The sequence below is a fragment of the Neptuniibacter sp. SY11_33 genome (assembly GCF_047778025.1).
GTDB lineage: Bacteria > Pseudomonadota > Gammaproteobacteria > Pseudomonadales > Balneatricaceae > Neptuniibacter.
Genome location: NZ_CP180543.1, coordinates 936,393 through 951,301, shown reverse-complemented (window position 1 = coordinate 951,301; position 14,909 = coordinate 936,393). Strand labels below are relative to the sequence as shown.

The window sequence follows — 14,909 nt, the reverse complement described above, 5'->3', positions numbered from 1 at the left end:
AAAACCAAATACAACAAAGCAGCAAAAATTCATTTTATATTCATGTTTCGTAGGGATTTAGAAGGTATTTTCGGTAAAAATGAAGCAAAACAGCAAAAACTTGCATAGATGTAGACAAGATAAAGAGACTACGGCAAACTATGGGCTCAATCGTGAAAAATAGCCCACTTTCTGGAAACTAGTCATGGCAAAGATCCTGCTGCTAAACGGCCCTAATCTCAATCTTCTTGGGAAGCGTGAGCCTGAAGTATATGGATCAGATACATTGGATGACATTTGCCAAATTTTGGTTGAACAAGCCAAAAAGAGTGGGCACGAGTTGGTTCATTGCCAAAGCAACCGAGAATATGTCCTGATCGAACGCATTCATGCAGCTCAGGACGAAGGTGTTGCTTACATAATTATAAATCCCGCTGCTTTTACTCACACAAGTGTTGCCCTTCGCGATGCATTATTGGGCGTAAGTATTCCTTTTATTGAGGTTCACTTATCCAACGTCCACGCTCGTGAAACCTTCCGTCATCATTCTTATCTCTCAGATGTAGCTGATGGCGTAATTTGTGGTTTAGGTGCACAGGGATATGAATTTGCTTTGCAATCTGCTGTTCGAAAGATTGCCGAATAATAAACAATATACTGATAGTTTAGAGAGATATAAGTCAGAATGGACATTCGTAAAGTCAAGAAGCTGATTGAGCTGTTGGAAGAATCCAACATTAACGAAATCGAAATTAAAGAAGGTGAAGAGTCCGTACGTATCAGCCGTGGCTCTGGCGTAGTTGCTGCCCCTGTTGCAGCACCTGTTGCCGTTGCAGCACCTGCCCCTGTTGCAGCTCCAGCTGCTGAAGCTGCACCAGAAGCACCTCAAACTTCAGGTCACGTTGTTAAGTCCCCAATGGTTGGTACGTTCTACACAGCACCATCCCCAAGCTCTCCAGCATTTGCTGAAGTAGGCCAAACAGTTAAAGTTGGCGACGTAATCTGCATCGTTGAAGCGATGAAAATGATGAACCAAATTGAAGCCGATAAAGCAGGCGTAATCGAAGCTATCCTAGTTGAAGATGGCCAGCCAGTTGAATACGACCAGCCACTGGTTACTATCGTTTAAGCCTCTAACGCAAAAGCAAGGATCTCCATTCGATGCTCGATAAAGTAGTGATTGCGAACCGAGGCGAAATTGCGCTTCGTATCCTTCGCGCCTGCAAAGAGCTGGATATCAAAACCGTTGCTATCCACTCTCAGGCAGATCGCGATTTAATGCATGTGCGCCTAGCTGACGAAGCTGTCTGCATTGGCCCTGCCCCATCGCCTAAAAGTTACCTGAACATTCCATCAATTGTTGCTGCTGCAGAAGTAACCGACGCTGTAGGTATCCATCCTGGCTACGGTTTCCTAGCAGAAAACGCCGACTTTGCTGAACAGGTTGAGCGTTCAGGCTTTACCTTCATCGGCCCTAAAGCTGAAACGATCCGCCTAATGGGTGACAAAGTTTCTGCGATCGAAGCGATGAAAGCCGCAGGCGTACCAACCGTTCCAGGTTCAGACGGCGCATTGTCTGACGACCCTGATGAAATTCACGAGATTGCTCGACGCATTGGCTACCCGGTGATCATCAAAGCCGCTGCTGGCGGTGGTGGTCGAGGGATGCGTGTTGTTCACTCAGAAGCGTCTCTAATCAGCTCTATCCATGTAACTCAATCCGAAGCTGCTGCAGCTTTCGGTGATGACACTGTATACATGGAAAAGTACTTAGAAAACCCACGTCACGTGGAAGTCCAAGTACTAGCTGACGGTCAAGGCAACGCTGTTCATCTATACGACCGCGACTGTTCTATGCAGCGCCGTCACCAGAAAGTTGTAGAAGAAGCTCCAGCACCTCATCTAGATCCAGAAGCACGCGCTCAAGTACTTCAATCTTGCGTTGATGCATGCATCGAGATCGGTTACCGCGGCGCAGGTACTTTCGAATTCTTATACGAGAATGGCGGCTTCTACTTCATCGAAATGAACACTCGCGTACAGGTAGAACACCCTGTTACAGAGATGATCACTGGTGTAGATATTGTAAAAGAGCAACTACGCATCGCCTCTGGTTACCCTCTTTCACTGAAGCAGGAAGATATTAAAGTACAGGGCCACTCTTTTGAGTGCCGTATCAATGCAGAGGATCCTAAGACCTTCCTGCCTAGCCCTGGTACAGTTAAACACTTCCATGCACCTGGTGGTAATGGCATCCGTGTAGACTCGCACCTATATAATGGCTACACAGTTCCTCCGCATTACGACTCTTTGATTGCTAAGCTAATCAGCTACGGTGAAGACCGTGAGATAGCACTTAAGCGTATGGAAATTGCGTTGGGCGAGATGCTAGTTGATGGTATTCGCAGCAACATTCCTCTACAGCAGGATATTGTTCGCGATGCTAAATTCCAAGAAGGTGGCGTGAATATCCACTACCTTGAGAAGAAGCTCGGTCTTTAAGAAAAATCTAATCAGAAAACCCGCTTCGGCGGGTTTTTTATTGTCTAGCCCCAAAACATTCTGTTCATATCTACAATTATGACCGATACTATAAATTCATCTAAGCGCTTGATATGGAAGAAAACTAATGCCTTGGTTGCAGATCAAAATCAAAACCAACCCCGATCAATCTGAACCTTACGAAGATCTATTACTCAGTGCAGGCTGCGCCGCCGTCACCTTCGAAGACAGTGAAGATCAACCTATTTTTGAGCCTGACCTCGGCACCACACCTCTTTGGAAAAACACTACCATTACCGGACTTTTTGCAGCCGAACATGACCTAGAGGAGACGCTTAAATACATTAAGCAGGGTCATGAACAGCTATTCCCAGAGATCCCCGCGCCTTCGATCAAAGCAGAAATATTAGAAGACAAGGATTGGGAGCGCGAGTGGATGGATAATTATCACCCCATGCAGTTTGGCGAACGCCTTTGGGTTTGCCCTAGCTGGCGCGAACCACCCCAAGCAGATGCCGTTAACCTGATGCTCGATCCAGGCCTTGCATTTGGCACAGGCACACACCCCACTACCGCGCTATGTTTGGAGTGGCTAGATCAGAACATCAGTGATACTAATTTCTTAATCGATTACGGATGCGGCTCAGGCATTTTGGGGATTGCAGGTTTATTACTCGGTGCGAAACGCGCTATCGGTGTCGATATTGACCCACAAGCGCTACAAGCAACCAAAGACAATCTTGCCCGCAACCAACTTCAAGACGATTCTCTACATGTGTATATGCCAGAAAACACACCTTCTGAAAAAGCTGAAATACTAGTAGCAAATATTCTTGCAGGCCCTCTGGTTCAACTAGCACCCACACTTGAAGCACTAGTCAGCCCTGGCGGTAAACTTTGCCTATCCGGCCTACTAAGCCCACAAGCTACAGAGATCATTGATACTTATTCTGAATGGTTTGACCTTGACCCAATCGCTGAAAAAGAGGGTTGGATTCGTGTTACAGGAACAAAACACAGTTAAATCCAAATGCAAAACAACAGCATAATTACTCAATGCCCAAGCTGTGAAACACAATTCCGTGTTACTCCTGGGCAATTAAAGGTAGCTAACGGACAGGTAAGGTGCGGTGCCTGTCTAGCTATCTTTTGCGCTGTTGAATATGAACTAAAACCCCAAAACGTCGAACCAGCCCAGCCACAAAAAGCCAAAACCAGAAAAGCACATAAAGATGAAACACCTGACGTTTTTGAGAAATTAGATTTTGATCTGCCTATTTCGAAAGAGGAAACACCAGCCTTTAAACCTACCGAAATAAAAACCGCTTCGGAAGCAGAAAAAACTCAGGAAGAGATAATTAAAACGGTATCAGTTGCGGACGTTCCCACCCTCACCATTGAAGCAGAACCAGTAGTTCTTAATCGCAATAATGGCGCAAAAGCCTCTTCTCCTTGGTGGTTTATTGGTTGTGTTTTAGCCATCTTAACCTTGATAGCCCAGCATCTTTGGTTTAATCGTGGCGATCTATATTGGACCCACACTTACCGACCTCTATACGATACTGTTTGCCAGCATATTGATTGCCAAATACCCACACGAGTTAATACTGCCAAGATTACCAATCAACAGTTCCTGATTCGCCCCCATTCAGAGATCGCTGATGCGATAACGATAGATTTAGTGCTTATAAATGAGGCCAATCACAACCAACCTTATCCGGCTTTGCATATAGCGTTTTCCGATCTCAAAGGTCGACCTGTCGCAAGTAGAACTCTACAGCCAGAATCCTACCTAGATAGATCAGTTGTTAACCTCAAATCCATGCCCACTCACCAGCCCATCCAAATATCTCTAGACCTAATGTCACCGGGGATGCGTGGCATAAATTACCAACTTGAGCTACTAGCGCCAGCGCTATAAAAAATCAAGGCAAATTGTTCAAAAAATCATCAAAAAAATCCTTGGAGACCCTAGCGCTAAGGAGTATGATTGTTCGCCTCCCTAATCACTCAACTAACAGTGTCATTCATGACGCTGCGGGTGTTTATTAACTATTTTTAAGGCTCGCTATGTTCCAGATCGGTTCATACATCATTGACAGCCAGGTGATTCTTGCACCAATGGCTGGCGTAACTGACCAGCCATTTAGGCAGTTATGCAAACGTATGGGCGCAGGTCTAGTAGTCTCGGAAATGGTTACATCTGATACTCGCTTATGGAAATCACGAAAATCTGCTTTTCGTCTAAATCATAGCGGTGAAGCTGAACCTCGATCTGTTCAGATCGCGGGTGGCGATCCAGAGATGATGGCCCACGCTGCGGCAATGAATGTAGAACGCGGCGCCCAGATTATTGATATCAATATGGGCTGCCCTGCTAAGAAAGTGTGCAATAAAGCTGCAGGTTCTGCATTACTTAAGGATGAGCCACTGGTTAAAGACATTCTCAATGCTGTTGTTAATGCAGTGGATGTTCCAGTCACACTAAAAATCCGCACAGGGTGGGATCAAGACAATCGCAACGGTTTAACTGTTGCGAAAATAGCCGAAGAAGCAGGTATTCAAGCACTGGCAGTTCATGGCCGCACACGTAGTTGTGGCTATAAGGGGACGGTAGAATACGACACTATTGCCAGTATTGCTGACGCTATATCCATTCCCGTCTTTGCCAATGGAGATATCACATCTCCTGAAAAAGCAGAATGGGTACTAAAGCAAACTGGTTGCTCTGCAGTGATGATCGGTCGTGCAGCTCAAGGCCAACCTTGGCTGTTCAGAGAGATTGATCATTATCTGCGAACAGGTACAATCCTGCCCCCTCCATCACTTGTTGAGATTAGAGAAATTCTGTTAGCTCATTTGCAGGAACTACATAGTTTCTATGGTGACTACATGGGCGTGCGTATCGCGCGAAAACATGTAGGGTGGTATCTGCAAAATCAGCCAAACGGAAGTAGCTTTCGCAAGCAATTTAATATTATTGAAACAGCAGCAGATCAGGCCGCGGCTATCGAAAAATATTTCGATGCAGCTTTAGCAAACAACGTTGCGGCCTAGTTTAGATTGGATATTTAGTACTGTGGAATACAAAGAAATTAAGCAACCGGCTCTCGTGTCCGACCCAGCAGAAGCTACGAACCAGACTCTACGTGACAATGTAGAGCAGTCACTGAACAACTATTTTCGTCAGCTTGACGGTCAGCCAGTGACAGATGTGTACCAAATGGTTCTTTCTGAAATTGAAGCACCACTGTTCGAAACAGTGATGACTTACACAAAAGATAATCAGACTAAAGCCTCCCAACTGTTAGGCCTTAACCGCGGTACGCTGCGCAAAAAGCTAAAACAGTACGGTTTGCTTTAATCCACAATTTTTAAGACTACTCGGAATCCAGACACAATGGCACAGAACATCACTCCCGTTCGCCGTGCACTGATCAGCGTATCTGACAAAACAGGTATCGTTGAGTTTGCACAAGCCCTAAACGCTCGCGGCGTTGAAATCCTTTCTACTGGCGGTACTTACAAACTACTTAAGGAAAACAACATTCCTGCAGTAGAAGTATCCGATTACACAGGCTTCCCAGAAATGATGGATGGCCGTGTTAAAACTCTGCACCCTAAAGTGCACGGTGGTATTTTGGGTCGCCGCGGACAGGATGATGGCATCATGTCTGAGCATGGCATCAACCCAATCGATATGGTTGTTGTAAACCTTTACCCATTTGCTGCGACTATCGCACGCCCTGATTGTGATCTACCTATGGCGATTGAAAATATCGACATCGGCGGTCCAACAATGGTTCGATCTGCAGCGAAAAACCATAAAGATGTCGCAATTGTTGTTAATGCTTCTGACTACGACAACGTTGTTGCTGAACTAGATTCCGAAAAAGGTCTAACGCACAAAACTCGTTTTGATCTAGCAGTAAAAGCATTTGAGCATACTGCAGGTTATGACGGCATGATTGCTAACTACCTAGGCGCAATCGTTGAAGGCGAAGATGAGAAGCCTGCGGACTTCCCACGTACTTTCAACACTCAGTTCGTTAAAGCGCAAGATATGCGTTACGGTGAAAACCCTCATCAACGTGCTGCTTTCTACGTTGAAGAAGAGCCTGCAGAAGCATCTGTTTCTACAGCTCGTCAACTTCAAGGTAAGGCATTGTCTTTCAACAATGTTGCAGACACTGACGCAGCACTAGAATGTGTTAAATCATTCAAAGAACCGGCTTGTGTTATCGTCAAGCACGCAAATCCATGCGGTGTATCTGTAGGCGCGGATATTCTTGAAGCTTACAACCGTGCTTTCCAAACAGACCCTACGTCTGCTTTTGGTGGCATCATCGCATTCAACCAAGAATTAGATGGCAACACTGCAAAAGCGATCGTCGACCGTCAATTCGTTGAAGTGATTATCGCACCTAAAGTAACTCAAGAAGCATCTGACATCGTGGCGACTAAGCCAAATGTTCGTCTGCTTGAGTGCGGTGAGTGGTCTGCTAACCGTGCGCACGGCTTCGACTACAAACGTGTTAACGGCGGTCTACTAGTGCAAGATCTTGATCTTGGCCGTGTAGATGCCTCTGAACTGAAAGTTGTTTCCAAAGTACAACCTACAGAACAAGAGATCCGTGATCTTCTATTCTGCTGGGAAGTAGCGAAATTCGTTAAGTCTAACGCTATCGTTTACGCTAAAGATGGCCAAACAATCGGCATCGGCGCAGGCCAAATGAGCCGCGTATACAGTGCTAAGATTGCTGGTATCAAAGCTGCAGATGAAGGTTTAGAAGTTAAAGGTTCCGTTATGGCATCTGACGCTTTCTTCCCGTTCCGCGATGGTATCGATTCTGCTGCAGCTGCAGGTATTAAAGCAGTTATTCAGCCGGGTGGATCTATGCGCGACCAAGAAGTTATCGACGCTGCTGACGAACACGGCATGGCAATGGTCTTCACTGGAATGCGCCATTTCCGTCACTAAGCATTAGATAGCAATAAGCCTTCAATTAGGTTTATCCCCTTTAGGCTTATTGCCCTAAACCCCGATCCAGAGAAACACTGGATGCGGGGTTTTCTACATAGAAGGATTACAGAATGAACGTACTAATTATTGGTTCTGGCGGTCGTGAACACGCACTTGCTTGGGCAGCAGCACAAGACACAAACGTTGCTAAAATTTTCGTAGCTCCAGGTAACGCTGCGACAGCTCAAGAAGACAAAATGGAAAACGTTGCTATCGACGTGATGGATCTAGATGGCCTACGCACTTTCGCTCAAGAAAACAGTGTAGACCTAACCATCGTTGGTCCTGAAGCACCACTAGTTGCTGGTATCGTTGATCACTTCCAGAAAGAAGATCTACGAATCTTCGGCCCAAGCGAAGGCGCTGCTCAACTAGAAGGCTCTAAAGCTTTCACTAAAGACTTCCTTGCGCGTCAGCAAATCCCTACTGCTGAGTACGAAAACTTCACTGAAATTGAGCCAGCACTGGCTTACGTTCGTGAAAAAGGCGCACCTATCGTTGTTAAGGCTGATGGCCTCGCAGCTGGTAAAGGCGTAATCGTTGCGATGACGTTGACTGAAGCTGAAGACGCGATTAAAGACATGCTAGCAGGCAACGCATTTGGTGATGCAGGTAGCCGTGTCGTAATCGAAGAATTCCTTGAAGGCGAAGAAGCGTCTTACATCGTTATTGTTGACGGTGACAACGTTCTACCAATGGCAACAAGCCAAGATCACAAACGTGTAGGCGATGGCGACACTGGTCTGAACACAGGTGGCATGGGTGCATACTCCCCTGCTCCAGTTGTAACAGCAGAGATCGACCAGCGCATCATGGACGAAGTAATCATGCCAACAGTTAATGGCATGAAAGCTGAGGGCAATGAGTACACAGGTTTCCTATATGCTGGTCTAATGATCCAAGCAGACGGTACACCAAAGGTTATCGAATATAACTGCCGTTTCGGTGATCCTGAAACTCAACCAATAATGCTGCGCCTAAAATCTAGCTTGGTCGATCTATGTAATGCTGCGCTTGATAAGAAGCTTGCTGACACAACAGCTGAGTGGGATGAGCGCAAATCTGTTGGCGTTGTTATGGCTGCAGGCGGCTACCCAGGTGATTATGGCAAAGGCGATGTAATCTCCTTCCCTGCTGAATGCCCTGAAGGCACTAAAATCTTCCACGCTGGCACTAAGCTTGATGGCGAGAACGTTGTGACTGCAGGCGGTCGTGTACTTTGCGTAACAGCACTTGGCGAAACAGTTACAGAAGCACAGAAACGTGCCTATGAACTACTAGAGAACGTTAGCTGGGAAGGCGCTTACTTCCGTAAAGATATCGCTTACCGTGCAATTGCTCGCGAGCAAAACAGCTAAGCGAAAATAATCTTCTGAAAAGGCCCTGATTATTCAGGGCTTTTTTGTGCCCACAAGAATCGGCCAGCACTCAATAAGAGTACCAAGACAAGCCCCACCAACATAGGTAAGTAACTGAGCCAATAACCTACGCTAACCATCATTAATGGCACTGTCATCAGTATTCCGCCCGTGACAATAAACGATAAGTTCAACCATATTGGCATCGAAACCAAACTCACCAAGCCAATACACAACGTAACTAATACCCCTAGCGCTACCGCCCAGATAGGTAAAGATGGCGATAACGCATAGCCTTGATTCAATACAGCAAAATTAAACGCATGAATCTCTGTAGCGGAGAACATCCCCTGCGCTAAAGCTTTTTCCGGCTCAAGTTGAGCATCAGCAATGCCAACAAAAACAGCCTTATTCTTTAAACCGCCTGAATCTACTTGACCATTAACCAAATCAACCAAGCTATAACGTGGCGCCTGTTGCAGAAATCTATCAATCCCCATAGGGATCAATACTTCATAATCTCGACTCCATCGACGACTAAACCCTAAGTTAAGATAAGGGCTTCGTAATCCAGAAAAATCGTCGGCTTTCACCGGCGCATAAATACTTAAGGTCGCTAGAGGAACATTCGGCCAACGGGGAAAACCAATTCCCGCATGCATATAGTTACGTCTTAACATCTCATCTGAATCCAGCGGGAGCTCTGAATGTGCCACTTTGGCACCACTCAACTTGAGGCCATTAAAAGGCAACATCTCCTGATTTTGCTCCGCAAGCATAGGTAGAATAACTTTACCGTTTTGACGAATAGCATTTAACAAAGCTTGATCAGAGTGGTTTTGAAAGCCTCCGTATGCAATGAAGGCAACATTGTAAGTTACAGAAGAAACTTGAGCAGAGCTGAGTTGCTCGATCGCTCGGGCATGAATAGATCGATCAATGGGCCAGCCAGAAAACGCCTCTAAACTACGACGATCTATATCGATTAATACAACTGAACGATCTTGAAGATTGATTGGGGAATAATGCTTAGCTAAAGCATCATAAATAAATCGATCAAACGTTTCAGGCAGAGAAGACAATCCCGCCATTACAACGCAGAGTAATGGCGGGATTAGTAAGAGTATTTGCTTGAAACTAACTAGCATTACAGCAGCAAGAGCAGAGATAGAGACCCACTAATGATCATTGGCCACCAGTTTTCCACCGGCTGAACTACCTCTTGAGGTTCCGTCCATTCCCCCGCGTAATCATCGGCATCGATAGAACGGACACGCATGTAATAAGTTCCCGCCTGCGGCTTTTCGATCGCCAAACTTGCTTGCTCAGTTTTGTTATCCACAACAAGCTGCTTAAACGCCTTATCTTTTGCAAGCTGCAACTGATAGAAACTTACACCTTCTTCTTCCTGCCAACTAAAAGAGATCTCTGTTTCACTGCTCACAGGTTCTCTCATCTCCGGTTTTGGAGGAACAGGTTTCACCTTAAATGCACCTGCATGACCTTCAGGGCCATGCTTGCCATCCTGAGCCACACTACTCACGCGCCAAAAGAAATTTCCCGGCTCCGATACGACAGCGACAAGCTCAGTATCCGTAATATTATCTTGTGTCTCTACTATCTTGTTAAAACTTTTATCTTTAGCAATCTCAAAAATAAATGAATTTGCCAATTCTGGTTTAGACCAACTAAATTCGATTTCACCAACATAGAGAGAATCTGAAGGCATAGGCCCCTGACGGACAGGCGGGAAAGGACGCGCTTCAATATTTATCTGCTGTAACGCAGATAATCCCTGCAAACCTTCAGCACTGATTGCACTCACGCGAATCCAATAAGAACGATCCTCTAAAGCAGCAGGCAAACCCATTTTGGGATGAGCTGAAATCTGGTCGTATACAATTGCAGTGAATGCTTGATCTGGAGAGATTTGGCTACGGTACTGAGAAGCACCGTCCAGCTTATTCCAAGTCAGTTTCCCAGGTAGATAACGGATCACATTGTCTAGTTCCGGCAATACCGGCGCGGGTAAAAGTTTTTTCGGTTTCTTAGGGGGCTCATTAGCCTTCGTCAAGGTTCCATACCCTTGACGAACATTTGTAGCACCTAACTTATTACCTACACCAATGAGACCTTGAGTTACCTCGGCTGCGGTACTTTCCCCTTGGGCTCTCACTCGGTAAGTGGTGCCTTTGGTCGTAGCAAAAGCAACAGGCGTATCGATCAAGAAACGGGAACCTGGTACTTTAGCTGGATTGGCACGAATTTCAGCTTCACCTTCCTCTAGGAACACCTTGATATCGACAACCTTACGTTTATTTCCGATAACCGTTGCTTGTTCAATACGAAGCACACTATCGCCCAGTAAGAGCACTTGAGTACCATCATCAAACTCTAGCAATACCGAAGCTTGAGAGGCTGTCTTGATCAAGTCACCTTGAGACAAACTCTGACCACGACTTAAAGGCAGTAAGGCTTTGGCTTTTCCTTCACGTAATTTAACCTGCGCCGTGACATCGCCATTCACATCCAGAATTTTGATATCTGATTGCTTTTCCTGAATGAGATTCCGCGGAATTTTCAATACAGTGCCAGGAGACATTTGGCGATCATTACGCACATTATTTAGGCGTTCTATCGTTTTCCATTCTCGCCAGTCAGTAAGTAACTCATGCGCCACACTCCAGACAGATTCGCCGGGCTGCATCGCATAACCCCATTCATTTTGCTGCTCAGCAGCAGCTGTCTGAGCAAAAAGTAAGGAAAATAATAAGGCGTAACGTTTCGTTAGTTTAATCACTCGACGAGTTCCTGTTTAAACACCAACTCAATACGTAGGGTTTAGTATCTAATGGGTAAAATGTTGCCCACAGCATCACTTTTATTCATGAGAATACATTCTCCCACTTATTAAAAAGTTCAGCCACTATTGAAAACAACTGTTTGAATATGACATCAATCGTTATATGCGTATAATCTTCCCCTTCATCATCTTATAACTTGCCTTAATCCATGCTGAAATTCGAATTAAACAACGGTAAAAATTTGTTACGTACGACCATTGGTACAATCATTTCAATGTCGCTACTGACCGGCTGTAATCTTGCCTCGAATATCAAATCAAATAGCGCTAGCGCTGAGACAGCGAAACCAATCCCAGAAGGTTTCTGTTACAAGGGCGGACGTACAAACGATTACAGCTGCGATCCGGAAAAGGCAACAGATCAAGCTGACATGCGTACAGCAGAGATTGATGAAGAGTGGATGCAGACCAAACTTGCAGAAGTCAAAAAATGGATAGCTGAAGAGAAAAAAGCCGCGCATAGCGGACAACCTCGTCCACAAGCTAAACCAACGACCACTGAAGACTCTCGCGAGTATATCACTACAGTAAGCGTTACTAAGCCTACTACTGTTAGTTCATCACCTGCGATCGAACAAAGCTTAAAATTGAGCCAACAGGGTAACCATCAAGAAGCATTAGCCAAAATTAATGCTTTTTTGGCACAGCAACCTAACCTTCCTTCAGCACAGCTTACCAAAGGCATTATCCTAAGTAATCAGGGTGATAAAACGGCTGCCAAAGCCATCTTTCAAAGCCTAATGAAATCTCACCCTGATCGCCCAGAAGCCTTTAACAACTTGGCTGTAATCTATTCTGAAGAGGGTAATTTCCCTCAAGCAATAGAAACGCTTCAGCAAGCGTTCCAGACTCATCCAAGCTATGCACAAGTGCATGTAAACTTGAAAGAGCTTTATGCAACGCTGGCATCACAAGCCTACAACAAAGCATTGGATTTAAGTGCTGCTGAGCAAGGCCCTAACCTTGCCATGATCAACCAAGCACCAACAATCCAAGGCGGCCATTCAGCCCCTATTATTGCAGCAACCTCTAAGCAGCCAGTAAAACTTGCAGCGGTAGAAAAAGTTAAAGCAGAACCTAAGCCAGTCAAACCGCTGGAATCTAAAGAAGAAACCCTAGCTGTTGCCGTTTCTACTCCTGAGCCAAAGGCAGAAGCACCAGTTAAGGCTGAAGAGAAACCAATTGTTGTCGCTGTTAGCGAACCAACCCTTGTTGCAGCAGCGACTAAAAAAGCACCGGTTAAAGAAGCTGCCGAAATTAAAGAACACACCAATGCGGCACCGGATGCACCTAAACTTAAAAAAGAGGCTTTACCGGAGTCAGAAGTATTAGCCCATATCAATAATTGGGCTGACGCTTGGAGAAACAAAAATCACGCTGGTTATGTGAACTCTTATACAGCGCTATACCGCCCAAATGCTAAATTGAACCACCAACAATGGGTTAAACAGCGCGCTCAGCGCTTGAGTAAACCTAAATTTATTCGTGTTGAACTTGATCAGATTAATATCAAGATGCTGAGAGATAATTTGGCAGAAGCACGCTTTAATCAGCACTATCAGTCTGATAACTATAAAGATGCAGTTAAAAAGCGTCTAATGCTGGTTAAGGTTGATGATCAATGGAAAATCAGCCTAGAAAGAAGCTTAGGCTTACTTAAGTAACCGACATTAAGTAATTCCCATATAAAAAAGCCCCTTAAGAAAGGGGCTTTTTTATATCTATTAGAAAGTTATGGCTTAGGGCGTTTTAACACAACAGTTCCATTGGCCGCCTCAGAAGCAATCTTCCAACCAGCAGACGTTAGGGTCAGCTCTAGACGCTTAGTCGTCTCATCTGCATAACCAGGTTTCTCAAAACGCTGGTAAAACTCTACTCTATACCAATGTGAATTAAGACGAGTGTACTGCGGAGATTTAATCTCTAACTTGATCCATTGCGGTGAAAGTAAGCGATTTTTACGAAATTCACGCCACTCTTCAAGGGACATTTTTACGCCATATAACGTAGTGTTCTGCAGATAACTGTTGATGTAATCATCCCAGTTCTGCTGCTCCCATGCAGTATGCCAAGTCGTAAAAACTTCGCGCACAGCTTTTTCATTATTTTCTTTAGGACCAGGCTTCACTACAAACTCAGTCACCGGTTCAGCTTGCACCTGAGTCTCAGAAGAAGGAAGTGAAGAACCTATCTTAGGCTGAACAGCCGTGACCGCTGATTCAGGTAGAGTCACTTTTTTCGGCTCAGCTGCAGCTACTTTTACAACATCAACAGCGGTTACCGATTCAACCACCTTTGTAGGCTCTTGAACTCGAGCCTTTTGAACTTGCTCTATCGAACTTTCTGACGTTTTATCACGTTTCTGTTTAGCTTTTTCCACTGTAGCCGTCAAAGAAGCCACTAATTCTGGGTTTAACTTCTTATCAATCACCGCAGGTTCAGGGGACTTAACAACAGCAGGTTCAGGTTCAACTTTGTTAGCATTGAGTTCTGCTACAAGTTCGGCCTTTTCCTCAAGAATAACCGGCTTGGTATCTAACTGCTTCTCAGCTCCGCCTGCTTCTTCACTTTGTGAAGATAAATCTTCTGTACTTTTTGCTACTAATACAGGAGTAGTGGAATCCTTTTGGGAATCAGCCCAATACCATCCTCCGGCGCTTAGACAAACTACTGCTAGAGCGCCAATAGCAATCAGGGGTTTGTTTCCACCTGCAGACACAGAACTGGAATCGACTTCCTCTTGGTAATAACCATCCAACTTACTCGCAAGCAACGAAGAAGATTTCAACGCCGAAACTATTTCAGGGGTACTTAATAAAATGATTGTTACCGCAGGACCTGTCTCATCACAAATCGAAGGGAGGCCTAATAGATAAGTGAGAGCCTCGGTACTGACATCATCACTATTAACGATGATGTGTAGACGACGCCCTTGTAGCAACCAACGTTTTAGCTCCTGCTGAATAAAAGAAGCGCCTGCTTCTACTTGAAGAAACTCAGCTAGATTATTCTGTAATAGATCTAAAGCGAGAGAGCCGCTAACCTCAAAGGTGTCAGGTTGAGCTTGTTTCACTTGATCAGTCAGGTACTCCATCCACTGGACAGATCCTTCAATACGAATAACCTGATGATCAGATAAATTACTCAGTAGCAGCTCAGAAGAACTTAAACTTGAATCGCTCAA

At 45.1% G+C, this 14,909-nt stretch carries 13 protein-coding genes; 10 read left to right on the top strand and 3 right to left on the bottom strand.

Features of this window, described 5'->3' with window-relative positions; translation table 11 throughout:
- The first annotated feature begins 184 nt into the window (after positions 1-184).
- The 9 genes from aroQ to purD all read left to right on the top strand — a co-directional run bounded on the left by aroQ (position 185) and on the right by purD (position 8,862).
- Complete coding sequence (gene aroQ / locus ACMXYV_RS04200) at positions 185-625, top strand: type II 3-dehydroquinate dehydratase (protein WP_415890521.1); 441 nt, start codon at positions 185-187, stop codon at positions 623-625.
- 39 nt (positions 626-664) lie between these two features.
- Entirely contained in the window at positions 665-1,108 is a 444-nt protein-coding gene (gene accB / locus ACMXYV_RS04195) for an acetyl-CoA carboxylase biotin carboxyl carrier protein (RefSeq protein ID WP_415890520.1), read from the top strand.
- 32 nt (positions 1,109-1,140) lie between these two features.
- The gene (accC, locus tag ACMXYV_RS04190) at positions 1,141-2,481 is read left to right on the top strand and encodes an acetyl-CoA carboxylase biotin carboxylase subunit (protein ID WP_415890519.1); all 1,341 of its coding nucleotides are present in this window, start codon (positions 1,141-1,143) and stop codon (positions 2,479-2,481) included.
- A 127-nt stretch (positions 2,482-2,608) separates the two neighbouring features.
- Complete coding sequence (gene prmA, locus ACMXYV_RS04185; RefSeq protein WP_415890518.1) at positions 2,609-3,505, top strand: 50S ribosomal protein L11 methyltransferase; 897 nt, start codon at positions 2,609-2,611, stop codon at positions 3,503-3,505.
- Between the two features lie 6 nt (positions 3,506-3,511).
- The gene (locus ACMXYV_RS04180; RefSeq protein WP_415890517.1) at positions 3,512-4,402 is read left to right on the top strand and encodes a zinc-ribbon and DUF3426 domain-containing protein; all 891 of its coding nucleotides are present in this window, start codon (positions 3,512-3,514) and stop codon (positions 4,400-4,402) included.
- Between the two features lie 149 nt (positions 4,403-4,551).
- Complete coding sequence (gene dusB / locus ACMXYV_RS04175; protein WP_415890516.1) at positions 4,552-5,538, top strand: tRNA dihydrouridine synthase DusB; 987 nt, start codon at positions 4,552-4,554, stop codon at positions 5,536-5,538.
- Positions 5,539-5,560: 22 nt separating this feature from the next.
- Entirely contained in the window at positions 5,561-5,845 is a 285-nt protein-coding gene (gene fis, locus ACMXYV_RS04170; protein ID WP_415883738.1) for a DNA-binding transcriptional regulator Fis, read from the top strand.
- 36 nt (positions 5,846-5,881) lie between these two features.
- Positions 5,882-7,462, top strand: coding sequence for a bifunctional phosphoribosylaminoimidazolecarboxamide formyltransferase/IMP cyclohydrolase (gene purH, locus ACMXYV_RS04165; protein WP_415890515.1), 1,581 nt, complete (start codon positions 5,882-5,884; stop codon positions 7,460-7,462).
- 113 nt (positions 7,463-7,575) lie between these two features.
- Positions 7,576-8,862 carry a phosphoribosylamine--glycine ligase gene (gene purD / locus ACMXYV_RS04160; protein WP_415890514.1) on the top strand — a complete coding sequence of 429 codons (1,287 nt, stop codon included), beginning with the start codon at positions 7,576-7,578 and terminating at the stop codon, positions 8,860-8,862.
- Positions 8,863-8,891: 29 nt separating this feature from the next.
- Here purD and ACMXYV_RS04155 read toward each other — a convergent pair whose 3' ends face one another.
- Together ACMXYV_RS04155 and ACMXYV_RS04150 are read right to left on the bottom strand one after the other, a co-directional pair.
- Positions 8,892-10,010, bottom strand: a complete 1,119-nt coding sequence (locus ACMXYV_RS04155; RefSeq protein WP_415890513.1) for a CHASE2 domain-containing protein — start codon at positions 10,008-10,010, stop codon at positions 8,892-8,894.
- On the bottom strand, positions 10,010-11,662 hold the full coding sequence (locus ACMXYV_RS04150) for a FecR domain-containing protein (protein WP_415890512.1): 1,653 nt from the start codon (positions 11,660-11,662) through the stop codon (positions 10,010-10,012). Before ACMXYV_RS04150 ends, ACMXYV_RS04155 begins: the two co-directional genes overlap by 1 nt.
- 212 nt (positions 11,663-11,874) lie before the next feature.
- On the opposite strand from ACMXYV_RS04150, the gene ACMXYV_RS04145 reads away from it, so the two are divergent.
- The gene (locus ACMXYV_RS04145; RefSeq protein ID WP_415890511.1) at positions 11,875-13,389 is read left to right on the top strand and encodes a tetratricopeptide repeat protein; all 1,515 of its coding nucleotides are present in this window, start codon (positions 11,875-11,877) and stop codon (positions 13,387-13,389) included.
- Between the two features lie 68 nt (positions 13,390-13,457).
- Here the strand turns inward: ACMXYV_RS04145 and ACMXYV_RS04140 are convergent, their stop codons facing one another.
- Entirely contained in the window at positions 13,458-14,909 is a 1,452-nt protein-coding gene (locus ACMXYV_RS04140) for a hypothetical protein (RefSeq protein WP_415890510.1), read from the bottom strand.

Coding starts and splice junctions, on each gene's coding strand:
- ACMXYV_RS04180 (WP_415890517.1), top strand. CDS start 3,512: ATGCAAAACAACAGCATAATTACTCAATGCCCAAGCTGTGAAACACAA.
- purH (WP_415890515.1), top strand. CDS start 5,882: ATGGCACAGAACATCACTCCCGTTCGCCGTGCACTGATCAGCGTATCT.
- accB (WP_415890520.1), top strand. CDS start 665: ATGGACATTCGTAAAGTCAAGAAGCTGATTGAGCTGTTGGAAGAATCC.
- ACMXYV_RS04155 (WP_415890513.1), bottom strand. CDS start 10,010: ATGCTAGTTAGTTTCAAGCAAATACTCTTACTAATCCCGCCATTACTC.
- prmA (WP_415890518.1), top strand. CDS start 2,609: ATGCCTTGGTTGCAGATCAAAATCAAAACCAACCCCGATCAATCTGAA.
- dusB (WP_415890516.1), top strand. CDS start 4,552: ATGTTCCAGATCGGTTCATACATCATTGACAGCCAGGTGATTCTTGCA.
- aroQ (WP_415890521.1), top strand. CDS start 185: ATGGCAAAGATCCTGCTGCTAAACGGCCCTAATCTCAATCTTCTTGGG.
- accC (WP_415890519.1), top strand. CDS start 1,141: ATGCTCGATAAAGTAGTGATTGCGAACCGAGGCGAAATTGCGCTTCGT.
- ACMXYV_RS04145 (WP_415890511.1), top strand. CDS start 11,875: ATGCTGAAATTCGAATTAAACAACGGTAAAAATTTGTTACGTACGACC.
- purD (WP_415890514.1), top strand. CDS start 7,576: ATGAACGTACTAATTATTGGTTCTGGCGGTCGTGAACACGCACTTGCT.